Source organism: Ramlibacter humi (assembly GCF_004681975.1).
In the GTDB taxonomy this organism is placed as follows: domain Bacteria; phylum Pseudomonadota; class Gammaproteobacteria; order Burkholderiales; family Burkholderiaceae_C; genus Ramlibacter; species Ramlibacter humi.
The window spans coordinates 1-23024 of the sequence record NZ_SMLK01000005.1 but is presented as its reverse complement, the minus strand read 5'-3'; the positions used below and the strand labels follow the sequence as shown (position 1 = coordinate 23024).

The window sequence follows — 23024 nt, the reverse complement described above, 5'->3', positions numbered from 1 at the left end:
AGCACTTTCAGAGGCTCAGCTAAGTCCTTGATTTGGGGCGCTTTTCGGCTGCGGAACAGCTGCCGGAAAGCGCCCTAAGTCGTTGATTTCATTGCAGATTTCACGCGAGCGAGTACTTGCACAGCGGGGTTTTCCTGCTACAGTGCAAAAAAGTGCAATTAAGTGGTGAAAGGTGCCTCCGCACCCCACTGGGCACTGATTTTGGACCTCCAGCAGGGAAAGCAGCGTGTTCCAGGGCGCCTCGTCCGTCAGCCTCGATGCCAAAGGTCGGCTTTCCGTGCCGACCCGGCATCGCGACGTGCTGGCCGCGACCGCGAACAACCAGGTCACCATCACGCGCCACCCCGACGGCTGCCTCATGCTTTTCCCGCGCCCCGAGTGGGAAAACTTTCGCGTCCGTATCGCGGCGTTACCTGCCACCGCGCAGTGGTGGAAGAGAATCATCCTGGGCAACGCGATGGACGTCGAACTCGATGGAACCGGCCGCGTGCTCGTCTCTCCCGAACTGCGCAAGGCCGCCGGCATCGACCGCGACACGATGCTGCTGGGCATGGGCAGCCACTTCGAACTCTGGGACCGCGCCACCTACGAGGCCAAGGAGGCCGAGGAAATGGCCAAGGAGATGCCAGAGGCCCTCAAGGATTTCTCGTTCTGAGCGCAGGCGGTGGAAACCACATGGCAACACACCACCGTCCTGTTGAACGAAGCGATCGAGGCGCTCATCACCAGGACGGATGCAACCTACGCCGACGCCACGTTCGGGCGCGGCGGGCACTCGCGCCTGCTGCTGTCGAAGCTGGGGCGCGAGGGGCGCCTCATCGCGTTCGACAAGGACCCGGAGGCGGTGGCCGAGGCCGCGCGCATCCAGGACCCGCGTTTTTCCATCCGGCACGAAGGCTTCCGCGCGCTGAGCTCGCTGGGCCCGCGCAGCGTGGCGGGCGTGCTGATGGACCTGGGCGTGAGCTCGCCGCAGATCGACAACCCGCAGCGCGGGTTCTCCTTCCGCAACGACGGCCCGCTCGACATGCGCATGGACACCACGCGGGGGCAGAGCGCCGCCGAGTGGCTGGCGACGGCGGACCAGGGGCGCATTGCGGAGGTGATTCGTGACTACGGCGAAGAACGGTTTGCTGTTCAGATTGCAAAGGCGGTTGTGGCTCGCCGACAGGAACGGGGCCCTCTTGCAACCACCGCCGAGCTGGCCGAACTCGTGGCTCGCGCGGTCAAAACCCGCGAGCCGGGCCAGGACCCTGCAACGCGCACATTTCAGGCTCTTCGGATTCTCGTCAACGCCGAGCTTGAAGAGCTGCAGGAAGCGCTAGAGGCCAGCTTGGACATCCTTCAACCCGGAGGCCGGCTCGTGGTGATCAGCTTCCATTCGCTGGAGGACCGCATCGCCAAGCAGTTCATCGCCCGCCACTCGCGCGAGGTGGTGGACCGCCGCGCGCCGTTCGCGCCGCCGCAGCCGATGAAGCTGCGCGCCGTCGCACGCATCAAGCCTTCGGACGCTGAAGTCGCGAGCAATCCGCGGGCGCGAAGCGCCATCATGCGGGTTGCAGAAAGGACCGAAGCATGAGGTCCGGGCGCATTCTTCTCCCTCTCCCGCTGGCGGCAGAGGGTCGGGGTGAGGGCCGATGACCCGCCTCAACCTCGTCCTGCTGCTGGGCGTGATCCTCAGCGCGATGTACCTGGTGCAGGTGCAGTACCAGTCGCGCCGCCTGTACGCCGAGATCGAGAAGGCGCAGGGCGAGTCGCGCCGCCTGGAGATCGAGCACGAGCGCCTGGAAGCCGAGAAGCGCGCGCAAGCCACGCCGCTGCGCGTGGAGCGCATGGCCAAGGACCAGCTGCAGATGCGCCAGGCCACGCCGGCCATCACGCAGTACGTCACCACCGCGGCCGCGCCGCGCAAGGCGCAGCCGTGACCAAGAGCGTGCTCTACACGTCCAGCCCGCTGCTCGCGAGCAAGACGCCGGTCTGGCGCAGCAAGTTCATCGTCGGCGGCCTGGCGCTGGGCTTCGCCGCGCTGGCCGGCCGCGCCGCGTGGGTGCAGGTGTTCGGCAACGACTTTTTCCGCAAGCAGGGCGAGGTGCGCTTCGTGCGCACGCTGGAACTGCCCGCCAACCGCGGCCGCATCCTGGACCGCAACGGGCTGCTGCTGGCCGCCAGCGTGCCTTCGCCTTCCATCTGGGCGATCCCAGAGGACGTCGAGCGCGACAAGGCCAAGCTCACGCAGCTGGCCAAGCTGCTGGGCATGACCTACGCGGACCTGGACAAGAAGCTGCAGGACGAGGACAAGACCTTCGTCTGGCTGAAGCGCCAGGTGGACGAGCCGGTGGCCAAGGAGGTCGCCGCGCTGGGCATCAAGGGCATCTACCAGCGCAAGGAATACAAGCGCCAGTACCCCGAAGGCGAGGCCGCCGCGCATGTGGTGGGCTTCACCAACGTCGAGGACAACGGCCAGGAAGGCATCGAACTCGCGTTCAACAAGGACCTGGCCGGCCGCGCGGGTTCGCGCCGCGTGATCAAGGACCGCCTGGGCCGCATCGTCGAGGACGTCGGCGAGCAGGTGCCGCCGGTGGAAGGCCGCGACCTGCAGCTGTCCATCGACAGCAAGATCCAGTTCTTCGCCTACCAGAAGCTGCGCGACGCGGTGGTGGCCAACAAGGCCAAGGCCGGCAGCGTGGTGGTGCTGGACGCGCAGAGCGGCGAAGTGCTGGCGCTGGCCAACTACCCCAGCTATTCGCCCGCCGACCGGCACAACCTCACGGGCGCCCAGCTGCGCAACCGGGCGCTGACCGACACGTTCGAGCCCGGCTCGACGATGAAGCCTCTCGTCGTTTCGCTGGCGCTGGACAAGGGCATCGTCACGCCGGAAACGCCGATCCAGACGGCGCCCGGCCGCATCACCATCTCGGGTTCCACCGTCGGCGACGCGCACCCGCAGGGGCTGCTCACCGTCAGCCAGGTGATCCAGAAGTCCAGCAACGTCGGTACCGTGAAGATCGCGATGCAGCTGCCCGCGCACGACATGTGGGACATCTTCTCGCAGGTGGGCCTGGGGCAGCGCCCGCAGGTGCCGTTCCCCGGCGCGGTGAGCGGCCGGCTGCGTCCCTGGAAGACCTGGCGGCCCATCGAGCAGGCCACCATGGCCTACGGCTACGGCCTGTCGGCCAGCCTGTTCCAACTGGCGCACGCCTACACCGTGTTCGCGCGCGATGGCGAACTCGTGCCCGTCACGCTGCTGAAGACTGGCGGCCCCGTGCGGGGCGTGCGCGTGATCGAGGCCGAGCATGCGCAGGCCGTGCGCCAGATGCTGCACATGGTGGTGGGCCCCGGCGGCACCGCGCCCAAGGCGCAAACCATGGGCTACACCGTCGGCGGCAAGACCGGCACCGCGCACAAGCAGGAAGGCCGCGGCTACGCGGAGAAGAAGTACCGCGGCTTCTTCGTCGGCATCGCGCCGATCGAGCAGCCGCGCATCGTGGTGGCCGTGATGATCGACGAGCCCAGCGCCGGCAAGTACTTCGGCGGCGACGTCGCCGCGCCGGTGTTCAGCGACACTGTGTCGCAGACGCTGCGCATGCTGGGCGTGCAGCCCGACGTGAACGTGAAGCCGCAGGTGGTGGTCGACGCCGTGGAGGAGTCGTTCTGATGCTGCAGCTGCGCACGCCCCAGGAAGCGGCGCGCTGGCTGCGCGGCCGCGTGCGCGGGCAGCTGCATTGCGACAGCCGCCGCGTGCGCCCGGGCGACGGTTTCATCGCCTGGCCGGGCGCGGCCACCGACGGCCGCAGGCACGTGCCCGCCGCCATCGCGCAAGGCGCCGTGGCGTGCCTCGTCGAGCGCGAGGGCGCCGAGGCGTTCGGCTTCGACGACGAAGCCGTGGCCTCGTACGCGCACCTGAAGGCGGCCACCGGCCCGGTCGCGGCCGAGTACTTCGGCCATCCCTCCGAGTCGCTGCAGGTGCTGGCCATCACCGGCACCAACGGCAAGACGTCCACCGCGTGGTGGCTGGCGCAGGCGCTGTCCGGACTCGCCGGAAATCCGTGGCCATGCGCCGTCGTCGGCACGCTCGGCAGCGGCCGCCCGCCGCAGGTGGTGCACACCGGCCTGACCACGCCCGACCCGGTGATGCTGCAGTCCGATTTCCGCCGCTTCGCCGACGAAGGCCTGAAGGCCTGCGCGATCGAGGCTTCGTCCATCGGCATCGCGGAGCGGCGCCTGGACGGCACGCGCATCGCGGTGGCCGTGTTTACCAACTTCAGCCAGGACCACCTCGACTACCACGGCTCGATGGAAGCGTACTGGGCCGCGAAGGCGGAGCTGTTCCGCTGGGCGGGCCTGAAGGCCGCGGTGATCAACATCGACGACGCCAAAGGCGCCGAGCTGATGAGCGAGCTGGAGGATGGCGGGCTCGATCTCTGGCCCGTCTCGTGCGAACACCCGGCGCGGCTGCACGCGGCGGCCATCGGCTACTCGGAGCAGGGCCTGCGCTTCACCGTGTGCGAAGGCGAGGAGCGGCACACGCTCACGTCGGGCCTGATCGGCCAGTACAACGTGGCCAACCTGCTGGGCGTGATCGGCACCATGCGCGCGCTGGGCGTGCCGCTCGCGCAGGCGGTGGCGGCTTGCAGCGGGCTCATGCCCGTGCCCGGCCGCATGGAATGCCTGCAGGCGGCGGGCAAGCCGCTGGTGGCCGTCGACTACGCGCACACGCCCGATGCGCTGGACAAGGCGCTGCTGGCGCTGCGCCCGCTGGCGCAGCAGCGCGGCGGCCAGCTGTGGTGCGTGTTCGGCTGCGGCGGCGACCGCGACGCGACCAAGCGGCCGCTGATGGCGGCGGTGGCGGAGAAGAACGCCGACCGCGTCGTCGTCACCAGCGACAACCCGCGCAGCGAAAAACCCGAGGCGATCATCAGCCAGATGCTGCTGGGCCTCACCTATGCCGATTGCGTGGAAGTGCAGGCGGATCGCGCGCTGGCCATCCGGGAAACCATCACCGCGGCCGCGCCGCAGGACGTCATCCTGCTGGCGGGCAAGGGCCACGAGGACTACCAGGAAGTCGCGGGCGTGAAGCACCCGTTCGACGACCGCGTGCATGCGAGGGAAGCGCTGGGGGTGGCCGCATGAGCATGTGCACCCTCTCGCAAGTCGCCGCCTGGACCGGCGGCCGCCTCATCGGCGACGGCAACGTCGCGATCGAACGCGTGCACACGGACACGCGCACGCTGCAGCCCGGCGACCTGTTCGCGGCGCTGCGGGGCGAGCGCTTCGACGCCAACGATTTCCTCGCGGAAGCGCGCGCGAAAGGCGCGGTCGCCGCGCTGGCGCACCCGGGCCGCTTGCCCGGTGGCCTGCCCGGCGTGGAAGTGGACGACACCAAGCTGGCGCTCGGCACGCTGGCGCGGGAATGGCGGCGGCAGTTCAAGCTGCCGCTGATCGCCGTCACGGGCAGCAACGGCAAGACCACGGTCACGCAGATGGTCGCTTCCATCCTGCGCGCCTGGCAGCCGGACCACCACCTCGCCACGCAGGGCAACCTGAACAACGACATCGGCCTGCCGCTCACGCTGCTGCGCCTGCGCGCCGAGCACAAGGTGGGCGTTGTCGAACTGGGGATGAACCATCCCGGCGAGATCGCGTACCTCACCGGCATCGCGCTGCCCACGGTGGCGCTGGTGAACAACGCGCAGCGCGAGCACCAGGAATTCATGGCCACCGTGGAAGCGGTGGCGCGCGAGAACGGCTCGGTGTTCGGCGCGCTGGAGCGCAATGGCACCGCGGTGTTCCCCGCGGGCGACGAGTATTCGGCGCTGTGGACGCAACTCGCAGGCGGCCGCGCCTGCCTCACTTTCGGCGACGCGGACAGCGGCGCCGACCTCGTTCTGGCCGGGTCTGAATGGCTTGAGGGCCGGTGGACGGTACGGGCGCGCACGCCCGCCGGACTGCTTGACTCCCGACTCCATATCGCCGGCCGCCATAACGTGCGCAACGCGCTGGCCGCGGCCGCGTGCGCGCTCGCCGCGGGTGTGCCGCTGGAAGCGATCGCTCGCGGGCTCGAATCCTTCGAGCCGGTGAAGGGCCGCTCCCGCGCCTTCGCGATCGCGCTGGACGGGCGCACGCTCACGCTGGTGGACGACACCTACAACGCCAACCCCGATTCCGTGCGCGCCGCCATCGACGTGCTCGCGGAGCTGCCGGGACCGCGCCTGCTGGTGCTGGGCGACATGGGCGAGGTGGGCGACCAGGGCCCGCAGTTCCACGAGGAGGTGGGACGCTATGCACGCGAAAGGCGCATCGAGCGGCTGCTGACACTGGGGGAGCAGGCGCGCGCGATGGGCGGCGAACACTTCGACGACATCGAGCCGCTGAACCGCGCCGTGCTGGCTGCGCTGCCGGCCAGCGCCAGCGTGCTCGTCAAGGGGTCGCGCTTCATGAAGATGGAGCGCGTGGTCGAGGCGATCCGCACACAAGAACAACAAGGAAAGGGTCGCGATGCTGCTTAGCCTCGCCGTCTGGCTGCAAAGCGTGAGCCCCGCGTTCGGGTTCCTGCGCGTCTTCCAGTACATCACCTTCCGCGCGGTGATGGCGGCCATGACCGCGCTGCTGATCGGCCTGATCGCCGGTCCCTGGGTGATTCGCCGGCTGACGGAACTGAAGATCGGCCAGCCGGTGCGCGGCTACGCGATGGAGACGCACCTGGCCAAGAGCGGCACGCCCACCATGGGCGGCGTGCTGGTGCTCATGGCCATCGCCATCAGTACGCTGCTGTGGTTCGACCTGTCCAACCGATTCGTGTGGATCGTGCTGGTGGTCACGCTGGGCTTCGGGATGATCGGCTGGGCCGACGACTGGCGCAAGGTCGTGAACAAGGACCCGGAAGGCATGCGCTCGCGCGAGAAGTACTTCTGGCAGTCGGTCATCGGCCTCATCGCCGCGCTGTACCTGGTGTTCAGCATCTCCGAAAGCAACAACGCGCGGGTGGTGGAGCTGTTCTTCGAGTGGGTGCGCTCGGGGTTCGACGTCAACCTGCCGCCCAAGGCCGGCCTGCTGGTGCCCTTCTTCAAGGAGGTGAGCTACCCGCTGGGCGTGTTCGGCTTCGTGTTCCTCACCTACGTGGTGATCGTGGGTTCCAGCAACGCGGTAAACCTCACCGACGGCCTGGACGGGCTGGCCATCATGCCGGTGGTGATGGTGGGCTCGGCCCTCGGCGTCTTCGCGTACGTCACCGGCAGCGTGGTGTATTCGAAGTACCTGTTCTTCCCCTACATCCCCGGCTCGGGCGAGCTGCTGATCTTCTGCTCGGCGGTGGCCGGCGCGGGCCTGGCGTTCCTGTGGTTCAACACGCACCCGGCCCAGGTGTTCATGGGCGACGTCGGCGCGCTGGCGCTGGGCGGCGCGCTGGGCACCATCGCGGTGATCGTGCGGCAGGAGATCGTGCTGGCCATCATGGGCGGCGTGTTCGTGGCCGAGGCGCTGTCGGTGATGGCGCAGGTGATGTACTTCAAGTACACCAAGCGCAAGTACGGCGAAGGGCGGCGCATCCTGAAGATGGCGCCGCTGCACCACCATTTCGAGAAGAGCGGCTGGCGTGAGACGCAGGTCGTGGTGCGTTTCTGGATCATCACCATGCTCTTGTGCCTGGTGGGCCTGTCGACGCTGAAGCTGAGGTAGCCGTGAACGACGACGAACACGACCAGCCCCCGCCGACGCCAACGCCGGCGCCGTCCGCGGCACCCGAGCTGCCAGCGGCGCAGCCCGCCGCAGCCAAGCCGGCCAAGCCGCTGGCGCAAGGCCTCACGGCGGCGGAGGCGCGCGCCTGGCTCGAGTCGCTGCAGCTCGGCGAGTCCGCCCGCGACCCCGCACCGGATGCGGCTGCCGAGCCCGTGCAGGCGGAGCAGGCGGCTGAAGCGACCGAGGCGCAACCCGCCGCGGAACCGCCCGAACCGCTGCCGCCGTTCCCCCGGTCCGTGCTCGTGCTGGGCCTGGGTGAATCGGGCCTCGCCATGGCGCGCTGGTGCGTGGCCCGCGGCGCCGACGTGGTCGTGGCCGACACGCGCGAGCAACCGCCCGGCCTGCCGCGCCTTCTCGCGGACCTGCCGCAGGCGCGCTTCGCCGCCGGCCCGTTCGCGCCCGAATTGCTCGAAGGCGTCGAAGCGGTGTACCGCAGCCCCGGCCTGGCGCCTTCGCAGATCGCCGACCTCTCCGCGGCGGCGGCCGGGCGCGGCGTGCCGCTCGCGGGCGAACTGTCCCTCTTCACCCGCGGCCTGCAGCAGCTGCGTGCCGAGCAGGGCTACGCGCCCGCGGTGCTGGCGGTCACCGGCACCAACGGCAAGACCACCGTCACCTCGCTCGTGGGCCAGCTCGTCGAGCGCAGCGGCCGCACGGTGGCCGTCGCCGGCAACATCGGCCCCACGCTGCTGGACACGCTGGCGCAGCGCATCGCTTCGGGCGCACTGCCGCAGGTGTGGGCGCTGGAGCTGTCTTCGTTCCAGCTGGAAGGCGCCGAAGGCTTCGAGCCCACCGCCGCAGCCGTGCTGAACGTCACGCAGGACCACCTCGACTGGCACGGCGGCATGGACGCCTATGCCGCGGCGAAGGCGCGCATCTTCGGCCAGGGCGCGTTGATGGTGCTGAACCGCGAGGATCCCACGGTCATGCGGATGCGCCCGGCGCCCGTGCGCCTGCGTGGTGGAAAGATGGAGCAGCGGGCCGCGGTCACGTTCGGCGCCGACCTGCCCCAGCGGCCCGGCGACTTCGGCATCGAAGTGATCAACGGCATGGCCTGGCTGGTGCGCGCGCACGACGCCGACGAAACGCAGAAGCGGCGCAAGGGCGAGGAAGAGGAGCTGCACTTCCAGCGCCTGATGCCCGCCGACGGCCTGCGCATCCGCGGGCGCCACAACGCCGTCAACGCGCTCGCCGCGCTGGCGCTGGCCAGCGCGACCGGCGCCGCGCTCGGCCCCATGCTCTACGGCTTGCGCGAATACCGCGGCGAGCCGCATCGCGTGGAGCCGATCGGCACGGTGGTCGGCGTCGAGTACTTCGACGACAGCAAGGGCACCAACGTCGGCGCCACGGTGGCCGCTCTCGCGGGCCTGGGTGCCGAGCGCAAGGTGGTGGTCATCCTCGGCGGCGATGGCAAGGGCCAGGACTTCTCGCCATTGGCCGAGCCGGTGTCCCGCTTCGCCCGCGCAGCAGTGCTGATCGGCCGCGATGGGCCGCAGATCCGCGCCGTGCTCGAGAACAGCGGCGTGCCGCTGCTCGACGCGGGTTCGATGGAAGAAGCGGTGAAGCTGGCCACGCAGCGCTCGCACGCGGGCGACGCCGTGCTGATGTCGCCGGCCTGCGCCAGCTTCGACATGTTCCGCAACTACGAACACCGCGCCGAAGTGTTCCGCGCGGCGGTCTCGGCGCTGGCCGACGAAGCCGGCTCGCCGCTGGAGGGCCAGGCATGAACGCGCTCGTCGCCCGCCTCGGCGGCTGGTTCGGCGGCCGCGGTGAAGACCGCTACGCCGCCGCGGCCGCGCCTGCGCCCGCGCGCATCCAGGCTTTCGACCAGCCGCTGCTGTGGGTGGCGGTGGCGCTGCTCGCTTTCGGCATGGTGATGGTGTATTCCGCTTCCATCGCGCTGCCGGACAACCCGCGGTTCGCGCGCTACGCGCACACGCACTTCCTGGTGCGCCACATCTTCTCGCTGGTGCTGGCTTTCGTCGCCGCGCTGCTCGCGTTCCAGGTGCCGGTGAAGGCCTGGGAGAAAGTGGCGCCCTGGCTGTTCGTCGCCTCGCTGATCCTGCTGATCGTGGTGCTGATCCCGCACGTGGGCAAGGGCGTCAACGGCGCGCGCCGCTGGCTGGGCGTGGGTCCCATCAGCTTCCAGCCTTCCGAACTCGCCAAGTTCTCGGTGCTGCTTTACGCGGCCGACTACATGGTGCGCAAGATGGACGTGAAGGAGCGCTTCTTCCGCGCCGTGCTGCCGATGGCCGCCGCGGTGGCGGTGGTCGGCCTGCTGCTGCTGGCGGAGCCCGACATGGGCGCGTTCATGGTCATCGCCGTCATCGCCATGGGCATCCTGTTCCTGGGCGGCGTGAACGCGCGCATGTTCTTCCTGATCGCGGCGGTGATGCTGGTGGCTTTCGGCCTGATGATCGCGCTGTCCGACTGGCGGCGCGAGCGCATCTTCGCGTACCTGGACCCGTGGAGCGAGAAGCACGCGCTGGGCAAGGGCTACCAGCTGTCGCACTCGCTCATCGCCATCGGCCGCGGCGAAGTGTTCGGCGTCGGCCTGGGCGGCAGCGTGGAGAAGCTGCACTGGCTGCCCGAGGCGCACACCGACTTCCTGCTGGCGGTGATCGGCGAGGAGTTCGGCCTCGTCGGCGTCACCATCGTCATCCTGCTGTTCTTCTGGATGACGCGCCGGATCATGCACATCGGCCGCCAGGCGGTGGCGCTGGACCGCGTGTTTGCGGGCCTCGTTGCGCAAGGCGTGGGCCTGTGGATGGGCTTCCAGGCCTTCATCAACATGGGCGTGAACCTGGGCGCGCTGCCGACCAAGGGGCTGACGCTGCCGCTCATGAGTTATGGCGGTTCGGCCATCCTGCTGAACCTGATCTCGCTCGCGGTCGTGCTGCGCATCGACTACGAGAACCGCACGCTGATGCGCGGAGGCCGATCGTGATGCACACCGGCCTGATGCTCTCCAAGGAAGCGCTGCCGCCGGGCAACGAGCGTGCGTCCATGCCCGCGCAGGAGCAGGTGCGTGCGCGCACGGCGCTGGTGATGGCGGGCGGGACGGGGGGACACATCTTCCCGGGGCTGGCCGTCGCCGAAGCGCTGCGCGACCGCGGCTGGCAGGTGCACTGGCTGGGCGGCCCCGGCAGCATGGAAAGCCGCCTGGTGCCGCCGCGCGGCTTCGCTTTCGAGACCGTCGACTTCTCCGGCGTGCGCGGCAAGGGCGCGGTGACCCTCGCGCTGCTGCCGCTGCGGCTGCTCAAGGCCTTCTGGCAAAGCGTCGCGGTCGTGCGGCGCGTGCGCCCCGACGTGGTCGTCGGCCTGGGCGGCTACATCACGTTCCCGGCCGGCATGATGGCCTCGCTGCTGGGCAAGCCGCTGGTGCTGCACGAGCAGAACTCCGTGGCCGGCATGGCCAACAAGGTGCTGGCCGGCGTGGCCGATCGCGTGTTCACCGCCTTCCCGCAGGTGATCGGCAAGGCACGCTGGATCGGCAACCCGCTGCGCACGGCCTTTCTCGAACAACCCGCGCCTGCCGACCGCTTCGCCGGCCGCACCGGCCCGCTGAAGGTGCTGGTGGTCGGCGGCAGCCTGGGCGCGCGCGGCCTCAACGACGTCGTGCCGAAGGCGCTGGCGCTGATGCCGGCCGAAAGCCGCCCGCACGTGCTGCACCAGAGCGGCGCGAAGCAGATCGACGAGCTGCGCGCGAACTACGCGGCCGCGGGCGTGCAGGCCGAACTCACGCCTTTCATCGACGACACCGCGCCCGCGTACGCGCAAGCCGACCTGGTGATCTGCCGCGCGGGCGCCAGCACCGTGACCGAGCTGGCCGCCATCGGCGCCGCCGCGGTCTACGTGCCTTTCCCGTTCGCGGTGGACGACCACCAGACCACCAACGCGCGCTTCATCGTCGACGCCGGTGGCGGCTGGCTGGTACAGCAGCGTGAACTCACCCCTGAATGGCTGGCCGGACTGCTGCAAGGCACCGGCCGGGCCGAACTGCTGCAGAAGGCCGTCGCCGCCCGCGGCGTGGCGCGCACCAGCGCCACGCAGGAGATGGTGGCCGCCTGCGAGGAACTGGCGAAAGCATGAAGCACGCTGTCAAGCACATTCATTTCGTCGGCGTGGGCGGTGCCGGCATGTCCGGCATCGCCGAAGTGCTGCGCAACCTGGGCTACACCATCTCTGGTTCCGATCTGTCGGACAGCGCCACGCTGCGCCGCTTGCAATCCATCGGCATCAAGACCTGCGTGGGCCACGAGGCGGCGCACATCGCGGGCGCGGATGCCGTGGTGACGTCCACCGCCGTCCAGTCCGACAACCCCGAAGTCGTCGCCGCGCGCGAGAAGAAGATCCCGGTGGTGCCGCGCGCCATGATGCTGGCCGAGCTGATGCGCCTGAAGCAGGGCATCGCCATCGCGGGCACGCACGGCAAGACCACCACCACCAGCCTGGTGGCCAGCGTGCTGGCCGAAGGCGGGCTGGACCCCACCTTCGTGATCGGCGGCCGGCTGAACAGCGCCGGCGCCAACGCCAAGCTGGGGGCGGGCGACTACATCGTGGTGGAAGCGGACGAGTCCGACGCGTCGTTCCTGAACCTGATGCCGGTGATGTCGGTGGTGACCAACATCGACGCCGACCACATGGAAACCTACGGCCACGACTTCGGCCGTCTGAAGGGCGCCTTCCTCGACTTCCTGCACCGCATGCCTTTCTACGGCACGGCCATCCTGTGCGTGGACGACCCCGCGGTGCGCGAGATCGTGCCGGACGTGCAGTGCCCGATCACCAGCTACGGCGTGAGCGAGGACGCGCAGGTGCGCGCCGTCGACATCCGCGCCGTCGGCCCGCAGATGCACTTCACCGCGCAGCGCCGCAACGGCGTGGTGCTGCCCGACCTGCACGTGAAGCTGAACCTGGCCGGCCACCACAACGTGCTGAACGCGCTGTCGGCCATCGCGGTGGCGGTGGAACTGAACGTGCCCGACACTGCGGTGCTCAAGGCACTGGCCGAATTCCATGGCGTGGGCCGCCGCTTCCAGGGCTATGGCGACGTGAAGGTGCCCGCGGCCAATGGCGGCGGCAGGTTCACCGTCATCGAGGATTACGGCCACCACCCGGTGGAGCTAGCGGCCACCTTGTCGGCCGCGCGCGGTGCCTACCCGGGCCGCCGGCTGGTGCTGGCTTTCCAGCCGCACCGCTACACGCGCACGCGCGACTGCTTCGAGGACTTCGTGAAGGTGATCGGCCAGGCCGACGTGGCGCTGCTCGGCGAGGTGTATGCCGCCGGCGAAGCGCCCATCGTGGCGGCCGACGGCCGCTCACTGGCGCGCGCCGTGCGCGTCGCCGGCAAGGTGGAACCGGTGTTCGTCGACGAGATCGCCGCCATGCCCGGCGCCATCCTGGACATCGCGCGCGACGGCGACGTCGTCATGTGCATGGGCGCCGGCTCCATCGGCGGCGTGCCGGCGCGGCTGGTGGAAGCAGGGGGTGCGGCGTGAAGCAAATACGGGGTCCGCAACGCAGAGAACGCAGAGGTTTCGCAGAGAACGCAGAGGTCTCAATGAATCCTTTGATGGTTTTCCTCTGCGCCCTCTGCGTAATCTCTGCGTTCTCTGCGCTGCGGACCCCGCATTCAGGAGCCTTCGCATGAGCACGATCGACGTGAAGGCCCTCGGCAAGGTCGCCGTCCTGATGGGCGGGAAATCGGCGGAGCGCGAGGTATCGCTGATGTCGGGCGCGGGCGTGCTCAAGGCGCTGCAGGCCAAGGGCGTGGACGCGCACGCGTTCGACCCGTCGCAGCGCGAGATCAGCGAGCTCAAGCGCAAGGGCTTCAAGCGCTGCTTCATCGCGCTGCACGGCCGTTTCGGCGAGGACGGCACCGTGCAAGGCGCGCTGGAGCTGCTGGGCATCCCGTACACCGGCTCGGGCGTGATGGCTTCGGCCGTGGCCATCGACAAGGTGATGACCAAGCGCATCTGGCTGGCCGAAGGCCTGCCGACGCCGAAGTACAAGCTGTTGCAGCGGGGCGCGTACACGCGCGAGATGGTGCGCGAGATTCCCGACGATCTGGGCTTGCCGCTGATCGTGAAGCCGGCACGCGAAGGCTCGTCCATCGGCGTGGCCAAGGTGCAGGGCTATTCGGAAGTGCAGGAAGCGGTGGATGCCGCCGCCGCGCTGGACGCCGACGTGCTGTGCGAGCAGTTCGTCTCCGGCGACGAAGTCACCTGCCCCGTGCTGGGCACGGGCGAGCAGGCGCGCGCGCTGCCGGTCATCCGCATCGTCGCGCCCGAAGGCAACTACGACTACCAGAACAAGTACTTCACCGACGACACCAAATACCTGGTGCCCTGCGGCCTGCCCGAAGGCGAAGAGGCCGCCATCCAGGAACTGGTGCTCAAGGCGTACCGCGTGCTGGGCTGCCGCGGCTGGGGCCGCATCGACGTGATGATCGACGGCGCCACGCGCAAGCCGTCGCTGCTGGAGATCAACACCTCGCCTGGCATGACCGGCCACTCGCTGGTGCCGATGTCGGCGCGCGCCGCCGGCATCAGCTACGAGGACCTGTGCCTGCAGCTGCTGTCGACGGCGTCGCTGGACCACCAGCGCATCGAGCGCCGCCGCAGCCCGCAGTCGCCGCCGCCCGCCGAAGGGAACAACGCATGAGCAAGAAGGCCGCCCCGCAGCTGCCGTCCGACGTGCGCCTGATGAACGCGACCACAGCGGTCCTGTTCACGGCGTTCGCGGCGCTGCTGCTGGCGGCCGCGGGCTGGTGGGCGGTGCGCCACCCACTGTTCGCCGTCGCCGGCATCACGGTGCAGGGCGACATCACGCACAACAGCGCGGCCACGCTGCGCGCCAACGTCGCGCCGCACCTGGCGGGCAACTTCTTCACCATCGACCTGGCCGGCACGCGCCGCGTGTTCGAGAACGTGCCCTGGGTGCGGCAGGCGGTGGTGCGGCGCGAATTCCCCAATCGCCTGCGCGTGACGCTGCAGGAGCACCAGGCCGCGGCGTTCTGGGGCGAGGAGGGCGCGTCGCGCATGGTCAACGGCTTCGGCGAGGTGTTCGAAGCCAACGCGGGCGAGGTGGAACTCGACGGCCTGCCGCGGCTGGCGGGCCCGGACGGACAGGCGCCGCAGGTGCTGGCGATGTACCGCGCCGTCGCGCCGCTGTTCGAGCCGCTGGACCTGTCGGCGGAGGAGCTGACGCTCACCGGCCGCGGCAGCTGGCAGGTGTCGCTGGACACGGGCGCGGTGGTGGAACTGGGCCGCGGCGACGTGGCGGAAGTGGTGCCGCGGGTGCAGCGCTTCGTGCAGACGTTGACGCAGGTGGCTTCGCGTTACGGCCGGCGGCCGGAAGCGCTGGTGTCGGCCGACCTGCGCTACGGCGACGGTTATGCGATCCGGTTGAGGGGTGTCGGCACCGTCGAGGCCGCGCCCAAGAGGGGCTGAGAGGCGGGGGAAGAGGAACATGGCAAAGGAATACAAGGACTTGGTCGTCGGCCTGGACATCGGCACCGCCAAGGTGATGGCGGTGGTGGCCGAGGTCATGCCGGGCGGCGAGCTCAAGCTCGCCGGCCTGGGCGTGGCGCCGTCCAACGGCCTCAAGCGCGGCGTGGTGGTGAACATCGACGCCACGGTGCAGAGCATCCAGCAGGCGCTGAAGGAAGCCGAGCTGATGGCCGACTGCAAGATCACGCGCGTCTACACCGGCATCACCGGCAGCCACATCCGCGGCATCAACTCCAGCGGCATGGTGGCGGTGAAGGACAAGGAGGTCACACCGGCCGACGTGGCGCGCGTCGTCGAGACCGCGCGTGCGATCAACATCTCCACCGACCAGCGCCTGCTGCTGGTGGAGCCGCAGGAATTCGTGATCGACGGCCAGGACGTGCGCGAGCCGATCGGCATGAGCGGCATCCGCCTGGAAGCCAAGGTGCACATCGTCACCGGTGCCCAGAGCGCGGCCGAGAACATCGTCAAGTGCGTGCGCCGCTGCGGGCTGGAGGTGGAGCAGCTGATGCTCAACCCGCTCGCTTCGAGCCAGTCGGTGCTGACCGACGACGAGAAGGACCTGGGCGTGGCGCTGGTGGACATCGGCGCGGGCACCACCGACGTGGCCATCTTCACCGGCGGCGCGATCCGCCACACCTCGGTGATCCCGATCGCCGGCGACCTGATCACCAGCGACATCGCGATGGCGCTGCGCACGCCGACCAAGGACGCCGAGGACATCAAGGTGGAGAGCGGCTACGCCAAGCAGCTGCTGGCCGACCCCGAGCAGCAGGTGGAAGTGCCGGGCCTGGGCGACCGCGGCCCGCGCATGCTGTCGCGCCAGGCGCTGGCCGGCGTGATCGAGCCGCGGGTGGAAGAGATATTCTCTCTCGTGCAGCAGGTGGTGCGCGAGTCGGGCTACGAGGAGGTGCTGTCCTCGGGCATCGTCATCACCGGCGGCAGCGCCGTCATGCCGGGCATGGTGGAACTGGGCGAGGACATCTTCCTCAAGCCCGTGCGCCGCGGTGTCCCGAAGTACACCGGCGCGCTGGCCGACATGGTGGCGCAGCCGCGGGCGGCCACCGTCATGGGCCTGCTGGAAGAGGCGCGCGCGGCGCGCCTGCGCGGCTTCAAGGTGGCACAGAAGAACGGGTCGATGAAGACCGCGTTCTCGCGCTTCAAGGATTTCATCGTGGGGAACTTCTGATGCACACGTACCGGCCCTGGCTGGCGCGGGGCAGCCCCCCGTTGCGAAGAAAGGAGCGATGGCGGTCCACCAAACCGCCTTCGTGAGCGTTCAACGCTCCACCGCATCACCAACAACGAATCGCAACTGGCAACTGCAAGCAAAGCATTAGGAGAACAGCAATGAGCATCGAGATGATCGAAGTCGAGGAATTCAACCTCGGCACCCAGATCAAGGTCATCGGCGTGGGCGGCGGCGGCGGCAACGCCGTCGAGCACATGATCGACCGCGCCGTCCAGGGCGTGGAATTCATCTGCGCCAACACCGACGCGCAGGCGCTCTCGCGCAGCGCGGCGCACAAGACCATCCAGCTGGGCGGCAACGGCCTGGGCGCGGGCGGCAAGCCCGATCGCGGGCGCGACGCGGCCGAGATCGCGGTGGACAACATCCGCGAGGCGATCGACGGCGCGCACATGCTGTTCATCACCGCGGGCATGGGCGGCGGCACCGGCACGGGCGCCGCGCCGGTCATCGCGCGCATCGCCAAGGAGATGGGCATCCTCACCGTGGGCGTGGTCACCAAGCCGTTCGACTGGGAAGGCGGCCGCCGCATGACCAACGCCGACGCCGGCCTGTCGGAGCTGGAAGCCAACGTCGATTCGCTGATCGTGGTGCTGAACGAGAAGCTGCTGGAAGTGCTGGGCGAGGACGTCACCCAGGACGAGGCTTTCGCGCACGCCAACGACGTGCTGAAGAACGCCGTGGGCGGCATCGCGGAGATCATCAACGTGCCCGGCCACGTGAACGTGGACTTCGAGGACGTGCGCACGGTGATGGGCGAGCCGGGCAAGGCGATGATGGGCACGGCCGCGGCCTCGGGCCCGGACCGCGCGCGCATCGCCGCGGAACAGGCGGTGGCCTGCCCGCTGCTGGACGGCATCGACCTGTCGGGCGCCAAGGGCGTGCTGGTGCTGATCACCGCCGCCAAGGGCAGCCTGAAGCTGGCCGAGTCGCGCCTGGCGATGAACACCATCCGCGCCTACGCCTCGCCCGACGCGCACGTGATCTACGGCACGGCCTACGACGACAGCCTGGAAGACCAGATCCGCGTGACCGTGGTCGCCACCGGCCTGTCGCGCCAGGGCCAGCAGCGCCGCACGGCGCCCCCGCTGCAGGTGCTGCGCACCGGCACCGACAACGTGCCGTTCAACGTGCCGACGGTGAACCAGGCCGTGGCCGGCCCGGGCACCATCGTCACGCGCGAGATGCAGGCGCCCGCCATGGCGCCGCAGCAGCCCGACTACGGCGGCATGACGGTGCCCAGCGTGTGGCGCACCAACCGCACGCAGGCGGCCGCGAAGGTCGACGCGCTGTCCTCGGGCGGCATGGACGACTTCGAGATCCCGGCTTTCCTGCGCAAGCAGGCGGACTGAGAGGGCAGCACGTGAAAAGAGCCGGCACCGCCGGCTCTTTTTTCGTTGAGGCGCCTAAGGCCGGCCCCCCTTGCGGCCGGGCACGGGAAGGCTCAGCATGGTCCGGCGGCTCAACCGCGAAGAGGTGCGCCATGCCACAGCTGATCGTCACGGTCGAAGGCGTCGAGGTGAAGCACGTCTACGTGGCCAAGGACAGGACCACGCTGGGGCGCGGTCCCGACAACGACATCGTCCTGCAGAACCCGGCCGTCAGCACGCGCCACTGCGCGTTCGAGCTCAAGGGCCTGGCCGACGTGTTCGTCGAGGACCTGGGCAGCACCAACGGCACCTTCGTCAACAACCTGCGCATCCAGCGGCAGAAGCTGGAAGACGAGGACGTCATCGCCATCTCGGGCTTCCGCATCCGCTACCTGGAGGCGACCGGCGACTCGGGCTTCGGGGCGACGGCCATCATGTCCATGGGCGCCACGCCGCACCTGCCGCCGCCGGTGCACGCCAGCTTCAAGGTGCTGTCGGGAAGCTCGGCAGGGCTGGAGGTGCCGGTGGTCAAGGCCGTCTCCACTTTCGGCCAGCCCGGCGTCGCCGTCATCGCGGTCTCGCACCGGCGCACGGGCTACTACGCGGCCCACCTGGACGGCGCGCAGGTGCCTCAACTGAATGGCAAACCGCTGGGCCATGACCCCGTGCTGCTGGCTCATGAAGACGTCCTCGAGCTGGCCGGCACGAAGATGCGGTTCATGCTGGGCCAATAGCCCGCTCGCATCCCGGCCATAGGCCGCGCTACGCCTCTGCACGGATGGGCGCACTTAAAATCGAGGCCATGCTTCCGCAACGCACGCTCAAGACGCTGACCCGCGCCGTCGGGGTGGGCCTGCACGGTGGCCAGCGCGTGGAGCTGACGCTGCGCCCCGCGCAGCCCGACACCGGCATCGTGTTCCGCCGCGTGGACCTGCCCGAACCCGTGGACATCCCGGTGTCGGCCGAGGCGGTGACCGACACGCGCCTGGCGTCCACCATTTCCAACGGCGGCGCCAAGGTGCACACGGTCGAGCACCTGATGTCCGCCTGCGCCGGCCTGGGGCTGGACAACCTGTACATCGACATCACGGCCGAGGAAGTGCCCATCCTGGACGGGTCGTCATCCTCTTTCGTGTTCCTGCTGCAGAGCGCGGGCATCGTGGCGCAGAACGCGCCGCGCCGCTTCGTGCGCGTGCTCAAGCCCATCGAGATCCGGGAAGGCGAAGGCGAGAACGTGAAGTGGGCGCGGCTTGCGCCGTACCACGGCTACAAGCTCAGCTTCGAGATCGACTTCGCGCACCGCGTGGTCGATTCCACCGGCCAGCGCGTGGAGTTCGACCTGGGCCTGGGCAACTACCAGCGCGACATCGCGCGCGCCCGCACCTTCGGCTTCACCAAGGACGTGGAGATGATGCGGGCCAACGGCCTGGCGCTGGGCGGCGGCATGGACAACGCCATCGTGATGGACGACTACCGCGTGCTGAACGCGGAAGGCCTGCGCTACGGCGACGAATTCGCCAAGCACAAGATCCTGGACGCCATGGGCGACCTGTACCTGCTGGGCAAGCCGATGCTGGCGGCGTACAGCGCCTTCCGTTCGGGGCACGCGCTGAACAACAAGCTGCTGCGTGCGTTGCTTGCGCAGCGGGATGCGTGGGAAGTGGTGACGTTCGAGGATGAGCGGCAGGCGCCTGCCGGCTTTGGGCAACTGGCACGGGCCTGGTAGAGAGCTTTGTTCGAGATCTGAATCGATCGCGCGGAACTGGCCGGGTCCGCGCCGAGCGGGACTCTTTTTCGCGAATGTCCTCCTGATCGCGGCTGGCGCCGCTCGGTCATTCCCCCTGATTTTTCGCGAAAAGAGTCCCGCTCGTCACGGACCCTGCGTCGCGTCCGGCTTGACCGATAGGGTGAGTCGACCGCCCCGTCAGCCAGCGGGGTGAAACCACTCCCAGTACTTGCGAATGACCGGCGCGAACACAGCTCTCGAGTCGACACCGTCAATACGATAGTAGGTCTGGCCCAGTGAGTCTGTGCACGGGCTATTGCAAGTCATGCCTTGCGTGACGGATGTCTTTGATCCGCCGCGGGTCACGTGATGCTTGCTTCGGTTGCAGAGGGAGTTGATCAGACGAAACTCCTCCATGGTCCAGAGTTCGTAGAACAGCAATTCATTTGGCTCGAGGCCACGACTTTGGCGCTTCGATTCGAGCACTTCGAAGCCTGCATTCGCGATCCATTCCCGCAGGTGGTTCAGTGCGAAGAGCAGGAACAAGAGAAGGCGGCTGCTCGGTGCCCGTTCATACTCGGCCGCTGCCGCTTGGATTTCCTTGAACAGGTCGAGCGGCTCTCCTAACTCAAAGAGGTCGATTCCGACGCTGGCCTGTGCGTACATGGGCATTATGGAGTTCGGGCTAGCGAACGGGTTGACCGGGCCCTTGCCGCAACGTGTCCGAGTCGACAGACAAGTTAGGGCTCGCGGCGCACCACCAGTTCGTTCATAGCATTTGCGAAGTGGCGCACGATGAAAACGCGCTCAAAACCCGAGCGAAATGGGCCTGCTAGCGCTTCGTTGTCAAAGTCGAACCAAGTTGACATGAACTCGCCGTCGCAATTGATCACGAGCCATGCCTCTTCGCAGCGCCTCCGATAGGCTGTGTACTTTCCCTCTTTCGCATCCAGAACTCGTTGGATGTCGTCTGGTGTGACATCGACAAGCCAAGTGCCGCCCGGCCCACTAAAGAACGACTGCGTCATGACTGGAAAGTTGTGCACTGAAATTTCGATGAAGTGCTCTGGAAAGTACGCGCGGTTCACCCAGTCGTAGGTTTCACGGGAGGCCTCTCCCGACGCTGGCATGTTTCGTTGAATGGTGCCAACGATAGCCTTCGCTAAAGGTTCCACAGCCTCCTTCTGAATCGGGTGATGCTCGTTGAAGAAGACGGAGACATGAACTGGAGGGTGACCTTCTGCGTCGTACAACTCCTTCGCGCGATCGATCACTCGCTTTCGCATTGCTTGATCCGCCTGCATGGGCCTACCTGATCCCGCATGCTTGCGGTGCAGTTCCGTCATTTCGATGCCGATCCTTCGCCCGCCGGATGCGATGACGAAATCAGGCTCCTCGCCTGGTTCGACCTCTCCGTCAAGTGGAGGAACGAGGTGCGAAAGGAACCGGTTCAGGAAGTGCCGCTCAAGTTCCTTCTTCTGTGTAGCCATGGCCTGTTGTGGCGTCTAACGTCGGAATTGACCAGCGCCCAAGGAACCAGAGCACTTGCGGCGCGGAGGCCCTTCGGCGTCCGTGTCGAACAGCCTGAAAGGCAGCAGCTCACCTCGCGATCGGTGATGTCTTATCGGCGTGGCCATTGACTGAAGTGCTTCAGTTCGAGCGTGCGTTGACGTGTTTTGTCGCGTTGGCACGCCACGTAAATGGAGTTGTATGCGGAACCGCCCCGATAATTCCCCGCTTCCACTTCGCAGTCTGCATCGCGTAGTGACATCCAAAGCCGCTGTGCTTTCGTGAGGAGTTCGAGCGACTCTTTGGAAGTGTTTGCGCGTAGCTTGACATAGGTCGCGTTCAATTCCCGATCCGCGTCGGCCAGCTGATCGCCAACGCACGCCAAGATTTCGTCGTCCTTTGTCAGAGCTCCGCAATCAAGGGCATGGGCCGGCCTTGACACGGCAAGGATCGCAATGGCTGCGCAGAAACCGAAGAGATGTCTCATCTGCTGCCTAACGTAAAGGTGACCGGCACGCTGCGCTAAGGTGCCGCACGGTGCACGATTTCTAACGGCGCCGTGTGGCACCTTGCCGCAAAGTGTCCGAGTTGACCGACCAGTTAGATCTCATGTGGGCACGAGCTTACCCAAATCATGAAGCTTTGCCACCGTATCCACCAGGTAGCCGACCTCACCCATTTGCTGGAGCTTCAAAACGGCGGTCCCATCGGGCTTCGCAAAGCAGTCAGACACCGCTCTAGGAGGAGGGTGACTCGCGACAACGTAAACGAACACGAACCCTCCGAACACAAATCTGTATGCCTTTTGGCCCGCCAATCTCGCCCAGGTTGGTGGGACAAACAGGTCCTGAACTTGAGTCGCTCCATGCATGAGTGCACACATGATGCACCCGTATGCGTCAGCGCCGCCTGGATCGTCGGCAAGCAGCATATTGCGGATGCGATCCTCGTGACCCCCGAGCTGAACTTGCTCGAACTCTGGCAATGCTGACACGCCCGCTCGCCAGAGAACCGAAAGCTGGAAGAGCTTCAAATGGTTGTAATTGAGATCTGACAGTCGAAGAAGGCCCGGCTCGTCCCGCACCGTTAGCTGTACGCCACCTCTCAGAAGGCCCCGCATGTAGCCTTCATGCACTGAGAGCCGCTGCTCGCAACCTTCGCACAGCAAAGGCTCGCGCAGTCCCTTCTGCCTGTAACGGTTCTTCTTTTCAGGGGCTGCAGATATCTCATGGAAGCGATGCTTCTCGTCGTAGAGTGCCTCGTAGAGGAACTCCGGAACGATATGGGAGTTCACGACAGGCCCCTTCGCCAGGCACATCGCGCTTTTCATAAGATCTAACGCTGGAGTTGACCGGCGCGCAGGAGGCGAAGTGCGAAGCAGCCGAGCACCTGTGCGTCCGCGTCAAACGACCTGTTAGGCCGCATAGCACTCATTTCAGATCCTGCCTCGGGGGTGGCCCGTGCAACGCCACTTCCCATTCCTCGTACGGTGGGTCAACCTTGAACGTCGGATCGCAGTAGGCACGCAGATAGTCTGTCGCTCGCTTCTGCGCGTAGTGCGCATTCAGCACGCGACCTTCCTCGTCGAGTTCAATGACATTCGCGAAGATCGCATACACCTGCTCAATGGCGCTTGGTTCACTGCCGTACAGGTCGAGGTAGTCGACACCTTCAAGCGTGTATTGCGTACCGCTGGCCATGAAGTAGGCAAACGTCCTAAGTGCACCACTGAATGACGAGCTCAGGTGTGGCATAGCGTTTCCATGCGGTCTAACGTTGGAGGTAACCGGCACGCTGCGGCAGGCGCCGCGAAACGCATGCTCACCTGCACGTCTCGCGGCACCTGCCGCAGCGTGGGAACTTGCTTCGGTTTAGTTGACACTGGACGCTCCCTGCGTGCGGCTCTCATAGGCCGTTGGGGGCAAGTA

22 protein-coding genes are annotated in these 23024 nt (G+C 67.6%); 17 read left to right on the top strand and 5 right to left on the bottom strand.

Features of this window, described 5'->3' with window-relative positions:
- The first annotated feature begins 226 nt into the window (after positions 1-226).
- The 17 genes from mraZ to lpxC all read left to right on the top strand — a co-directional run bounded on the left by mraZ (position 227) and on the right by lpxC (position 19587).
- The gene (mraZ, locus tag EZ216_RS14895) at positions 227-655 is read left to right on the top strand and encodes a division/cell wall cluster transcriptional repressor MraZ (protein ID WP_135250577.1); all 429 of its coding nucleotides are present in this window, start codon (positions 227-229) and stop codon (positions 653-655) included.
- Positions 656-664: 9 nt separating this feature from the next.
- The gene (rsmH, locus tag EZ216_RS14890; protein ID WP_135250576.1) at positions 665-1576 is read left to right on the top strand and encodes a 16S rRNA (cytosine(1402)-N(4))-methyltransferase RsmH; all 912 of its coding nucleotides are present in this window, start codon (positions 665-667) and stop codon (positions 1574-1576) included.
- 58 nt (positions 1577-1634) lie between these two features.
- Complete coding sequence (gene ftsL / locus EZ216_RS14885) at positions 1635-1922, top strand: cell division protein FtsL (protein ID WP_135250575.1); 288 nt, start codon at positions 1635-1637, stop codon at positions 1920-1922.
- The gene (locus EZ216_RS14880; RefSeq protein ID WP_135250574.1) at positions 1919-3652 is read left to right on the top strand and encodes a peptidoglycan D,D-transpeptidase FtsI family protein; all 1734 of its coding nucleotides are present in this window, start codon (positions 1919-1921) and stop codon (positions 3650-3652) included. The genes ftsL and EZ216_RS14880 overlap by 4 nt, the downstream gene beginning before the upstream one ends.
- Positions 3652-5127, top strand: coding sequence for a UDP-N-acetylmuramoyl-L-alanyl-D-glutamate--2,6-diaminopimelate ligase (locus tag EZ216_RS14875; RefSeq protein WP_135250573.1), 1476 nt, complete (start codon positions 3652-3654; stop codon positions 5125-5127). The genes EZ216_RS14880 and EZ216_RS14875 overlap by 1 nt, the downstream gene beginning before the upstream one ends.
- 2 nt (positions 5128-5129) lie before the next feature.
- On the top strand, positions 5130-6503 hold the full coding sequence (locus tag EZ216_RS14870) for a UDP-N-acetylmuramoyl-tripeptide--D-alanyl-D-alanine ligase (RefSeq protein ID WP_135250837.1): 1374 nt from the start codon (positions 5130-5132) through the stop codon (positions 6501-6503).
- Positions 6493-7671: a phospho-N-acetylmuramoyl-pentapeptide-transferase gene (gene mraY / locus EZ216_RS14865; protein ID WP_135250572.1), complete on the top strand. Its 1179-nt coding sequence runs from the start codon at positions 6493-6495 to the stop codon at positions 7669-7671. Before EZ216_RS14870 ends, mraY begins: the two co-directional genes overlap by 11 nt.
- Before the next feature lie 2 nt (positions 7672-7673).
- A complete protein-coding gene (gene murD / locus EZ216_RS14860; RefSeq protein ID WP_135250571.1) occupies positions 7674-9455 on the top strand; it encodes a UDP-N-acetylmuramoyl-L-alanine--D-glutamate ligase in 1782 nt (593 codons plus the stop codon).
- The gene (gene ftsW, locus EZ216_RS14855; protein ID WP_135250570.1) at positions 9452-10675 is read left to right on the top strand and encodes a putative lipid II flippase FtsW; all 1224 of its coding nucleotides are present in this window, start codon (positions 9452-9454) and stop codon (positions 10673-10675) included. Before murD ends, ftsW begins: the two co-directional genes overlap by 4 nt.
- A 59-nt stretch (positions 10676-10734) precedes the next feature.
- Positions 10735-11820: an undecaprenyldiphospho-muramoylpentapeptide beta-N-acetylglucosaminyltransferase gene (gene murG / locus EZ216_RS14850; RefSeq protein ID WP_439126739.1), complete on the top strand. Its 1086-nt coding sequence runs from the start codon at positions 10735-10737 to the stop codon at positions 11818-11820.
- Positions 11817-13229, top strand: coding sequence for a UDP-N-acetylmuramate--L-alanine ligase (murC, locus tag EZ216_RS14845; protein WP_135250569.1), 1413 nt, complete (start codon positions 11817-11819; stop codon positions 13227-13229). Before murG ends, murC begins: the two co-directional genes overlap by 4 nt.
- Before the next feature lie 148 nt (positions 13230-13377).
- Positions 13378-14394 carry a D-alanine--D-alanine ligase gene (locus tag EZ216_RS14840; RefSeq protein WP_135250568.1) on the top strand — a complete coding sequence of 339 codons (1017 nt, stop codon included), beginning with the start codon at positions 13378-13380 and terminating at the stop codon, positions 14392-14394.
- The gene (locus EZ216_RS14835; protein ID WP_135250567.1) at positions 14391-15182 is read left to right on the top strand and encodes a cell division protein FtsQ/DivIB; all 792 of its coding nucleotides are present in this window, start codon (positions 14391-14393) and stop codon (positions 15180-15182) included. Before EZ216_RS14840 ends, EZ216_RS14835 begins: the two co-directional genes overlap by 4 nt.
- Positions 15183-15201: 19 nt before the next feature.
- On the top strand, positions 15202-16431 hold the full coding sequence (gene ftsA / locus EZ216_RS14830) for a cell division protein FtsA (protein ID WP_135250566.1): 1230 nt from the start codon (positions 15202-15204) through the stop codon (positions 16429-16431).
- A gap of 161 nt (positions 16432-16592) precedes the next feature.
- Positions 16593-17843, top strand: coding sequence for a cell division protein FtsZ (gene ftsZ, locus EZ216_RS14825; protein WP_135250565.1), 1251 nt, complete (start codon positions 16593-16595; stop codon positions 17841-17843).
- Between the two features lie 131 nt (positions 17844-17974).
- Positions 17975-18595, top strand: coding sequence for an FHA domain-containing protein (locus EZ216_RS14820; RefSeq protein ID WP_135250564.1), 621 nt, complete (start codon positions 17975-17977; stop codon positions 18593-18595).
- A gap of 68 nt (positions 18596-18663) precedes the next feature.
- Positions 18664-19587, top strand: a complete 924-nt coding sequence (gene lpxC / locus EZ216_RS14815) for a UDP-3-O-acyl-N-acetylglucosamine deacetylase (protein ID WP_135250563.1) — start codon at positions 18664-18666, stop codon at positions 19585-19587.
- Positions 19588-19785: 198 nt separating this feature from the next.
- Here lpxC and EZ216_RS14810 read toward each other — a convergent pair whose 3' ends face one another.
- The 5 genes from EZ216_RS14810 to EZ216_RS14790 form a co-directional block, all read right to left on the bottom strand.
- Positions 19786-20253 carry a hypothetical protein gene (locus EZ216_RS14810; protein ID WP_135250562.1) on the bottom strand — a complete coding sequence of 156 codons (468 nt, stop codon included), beginning with the start codon at positions 20251-20253 and terminating at the stop codon, positions 19786-19788.
- A 74-nt stretch (positions 20254-20327) separates the two neighbouring features.
- Complete coding sequence (locus tag EZ216_RS14805; RefSeq protein ID WP_135250561.1) at positions 20328-21077, bottom strand: hypothetical protein; 750 nt, start codon at positions 21075-21077, stop codon at positions 20328-20330.
- Positions 21078-21208: 131 nt separating this feature from the next.
- Positions 21209-21583 carry a lysozyme inhibitor LprI family protein gene (locus tag EZ216_RS22070; RefSeq protein ID WP_135250560.1) on the bottom strand — a complete coding sequence of 125 codons (375 nt, stop codon included), beginning with the start codon at positions 21581-21583 and terminating at the stop codon, positions 21209-21211.
- A gap of 120 nt (positions 21584-21703) precedes the next feature.
- Positions 21704-22390, bottom strand: coding sequence for a hypothetical protein (locus EZ216_RS14795; protein WP_135250559.1), 687 nt, complete (start codon positions 22388-22390; stop codon positions 21704-21706).
- Positions 22391-22526: 136 nt separating this feature from the next.
- Positions 22527-22850, bottom strand: a complete 324-nt coding sequence (locus EZ216_RS14790; protein WP_135250558.1) for a DUF7677 family protein — start codon at positions 22848-22850, stop codon at positions 22527-22529.
- Positions 22851-23024 lie beyond the last annotated feature (174 nt).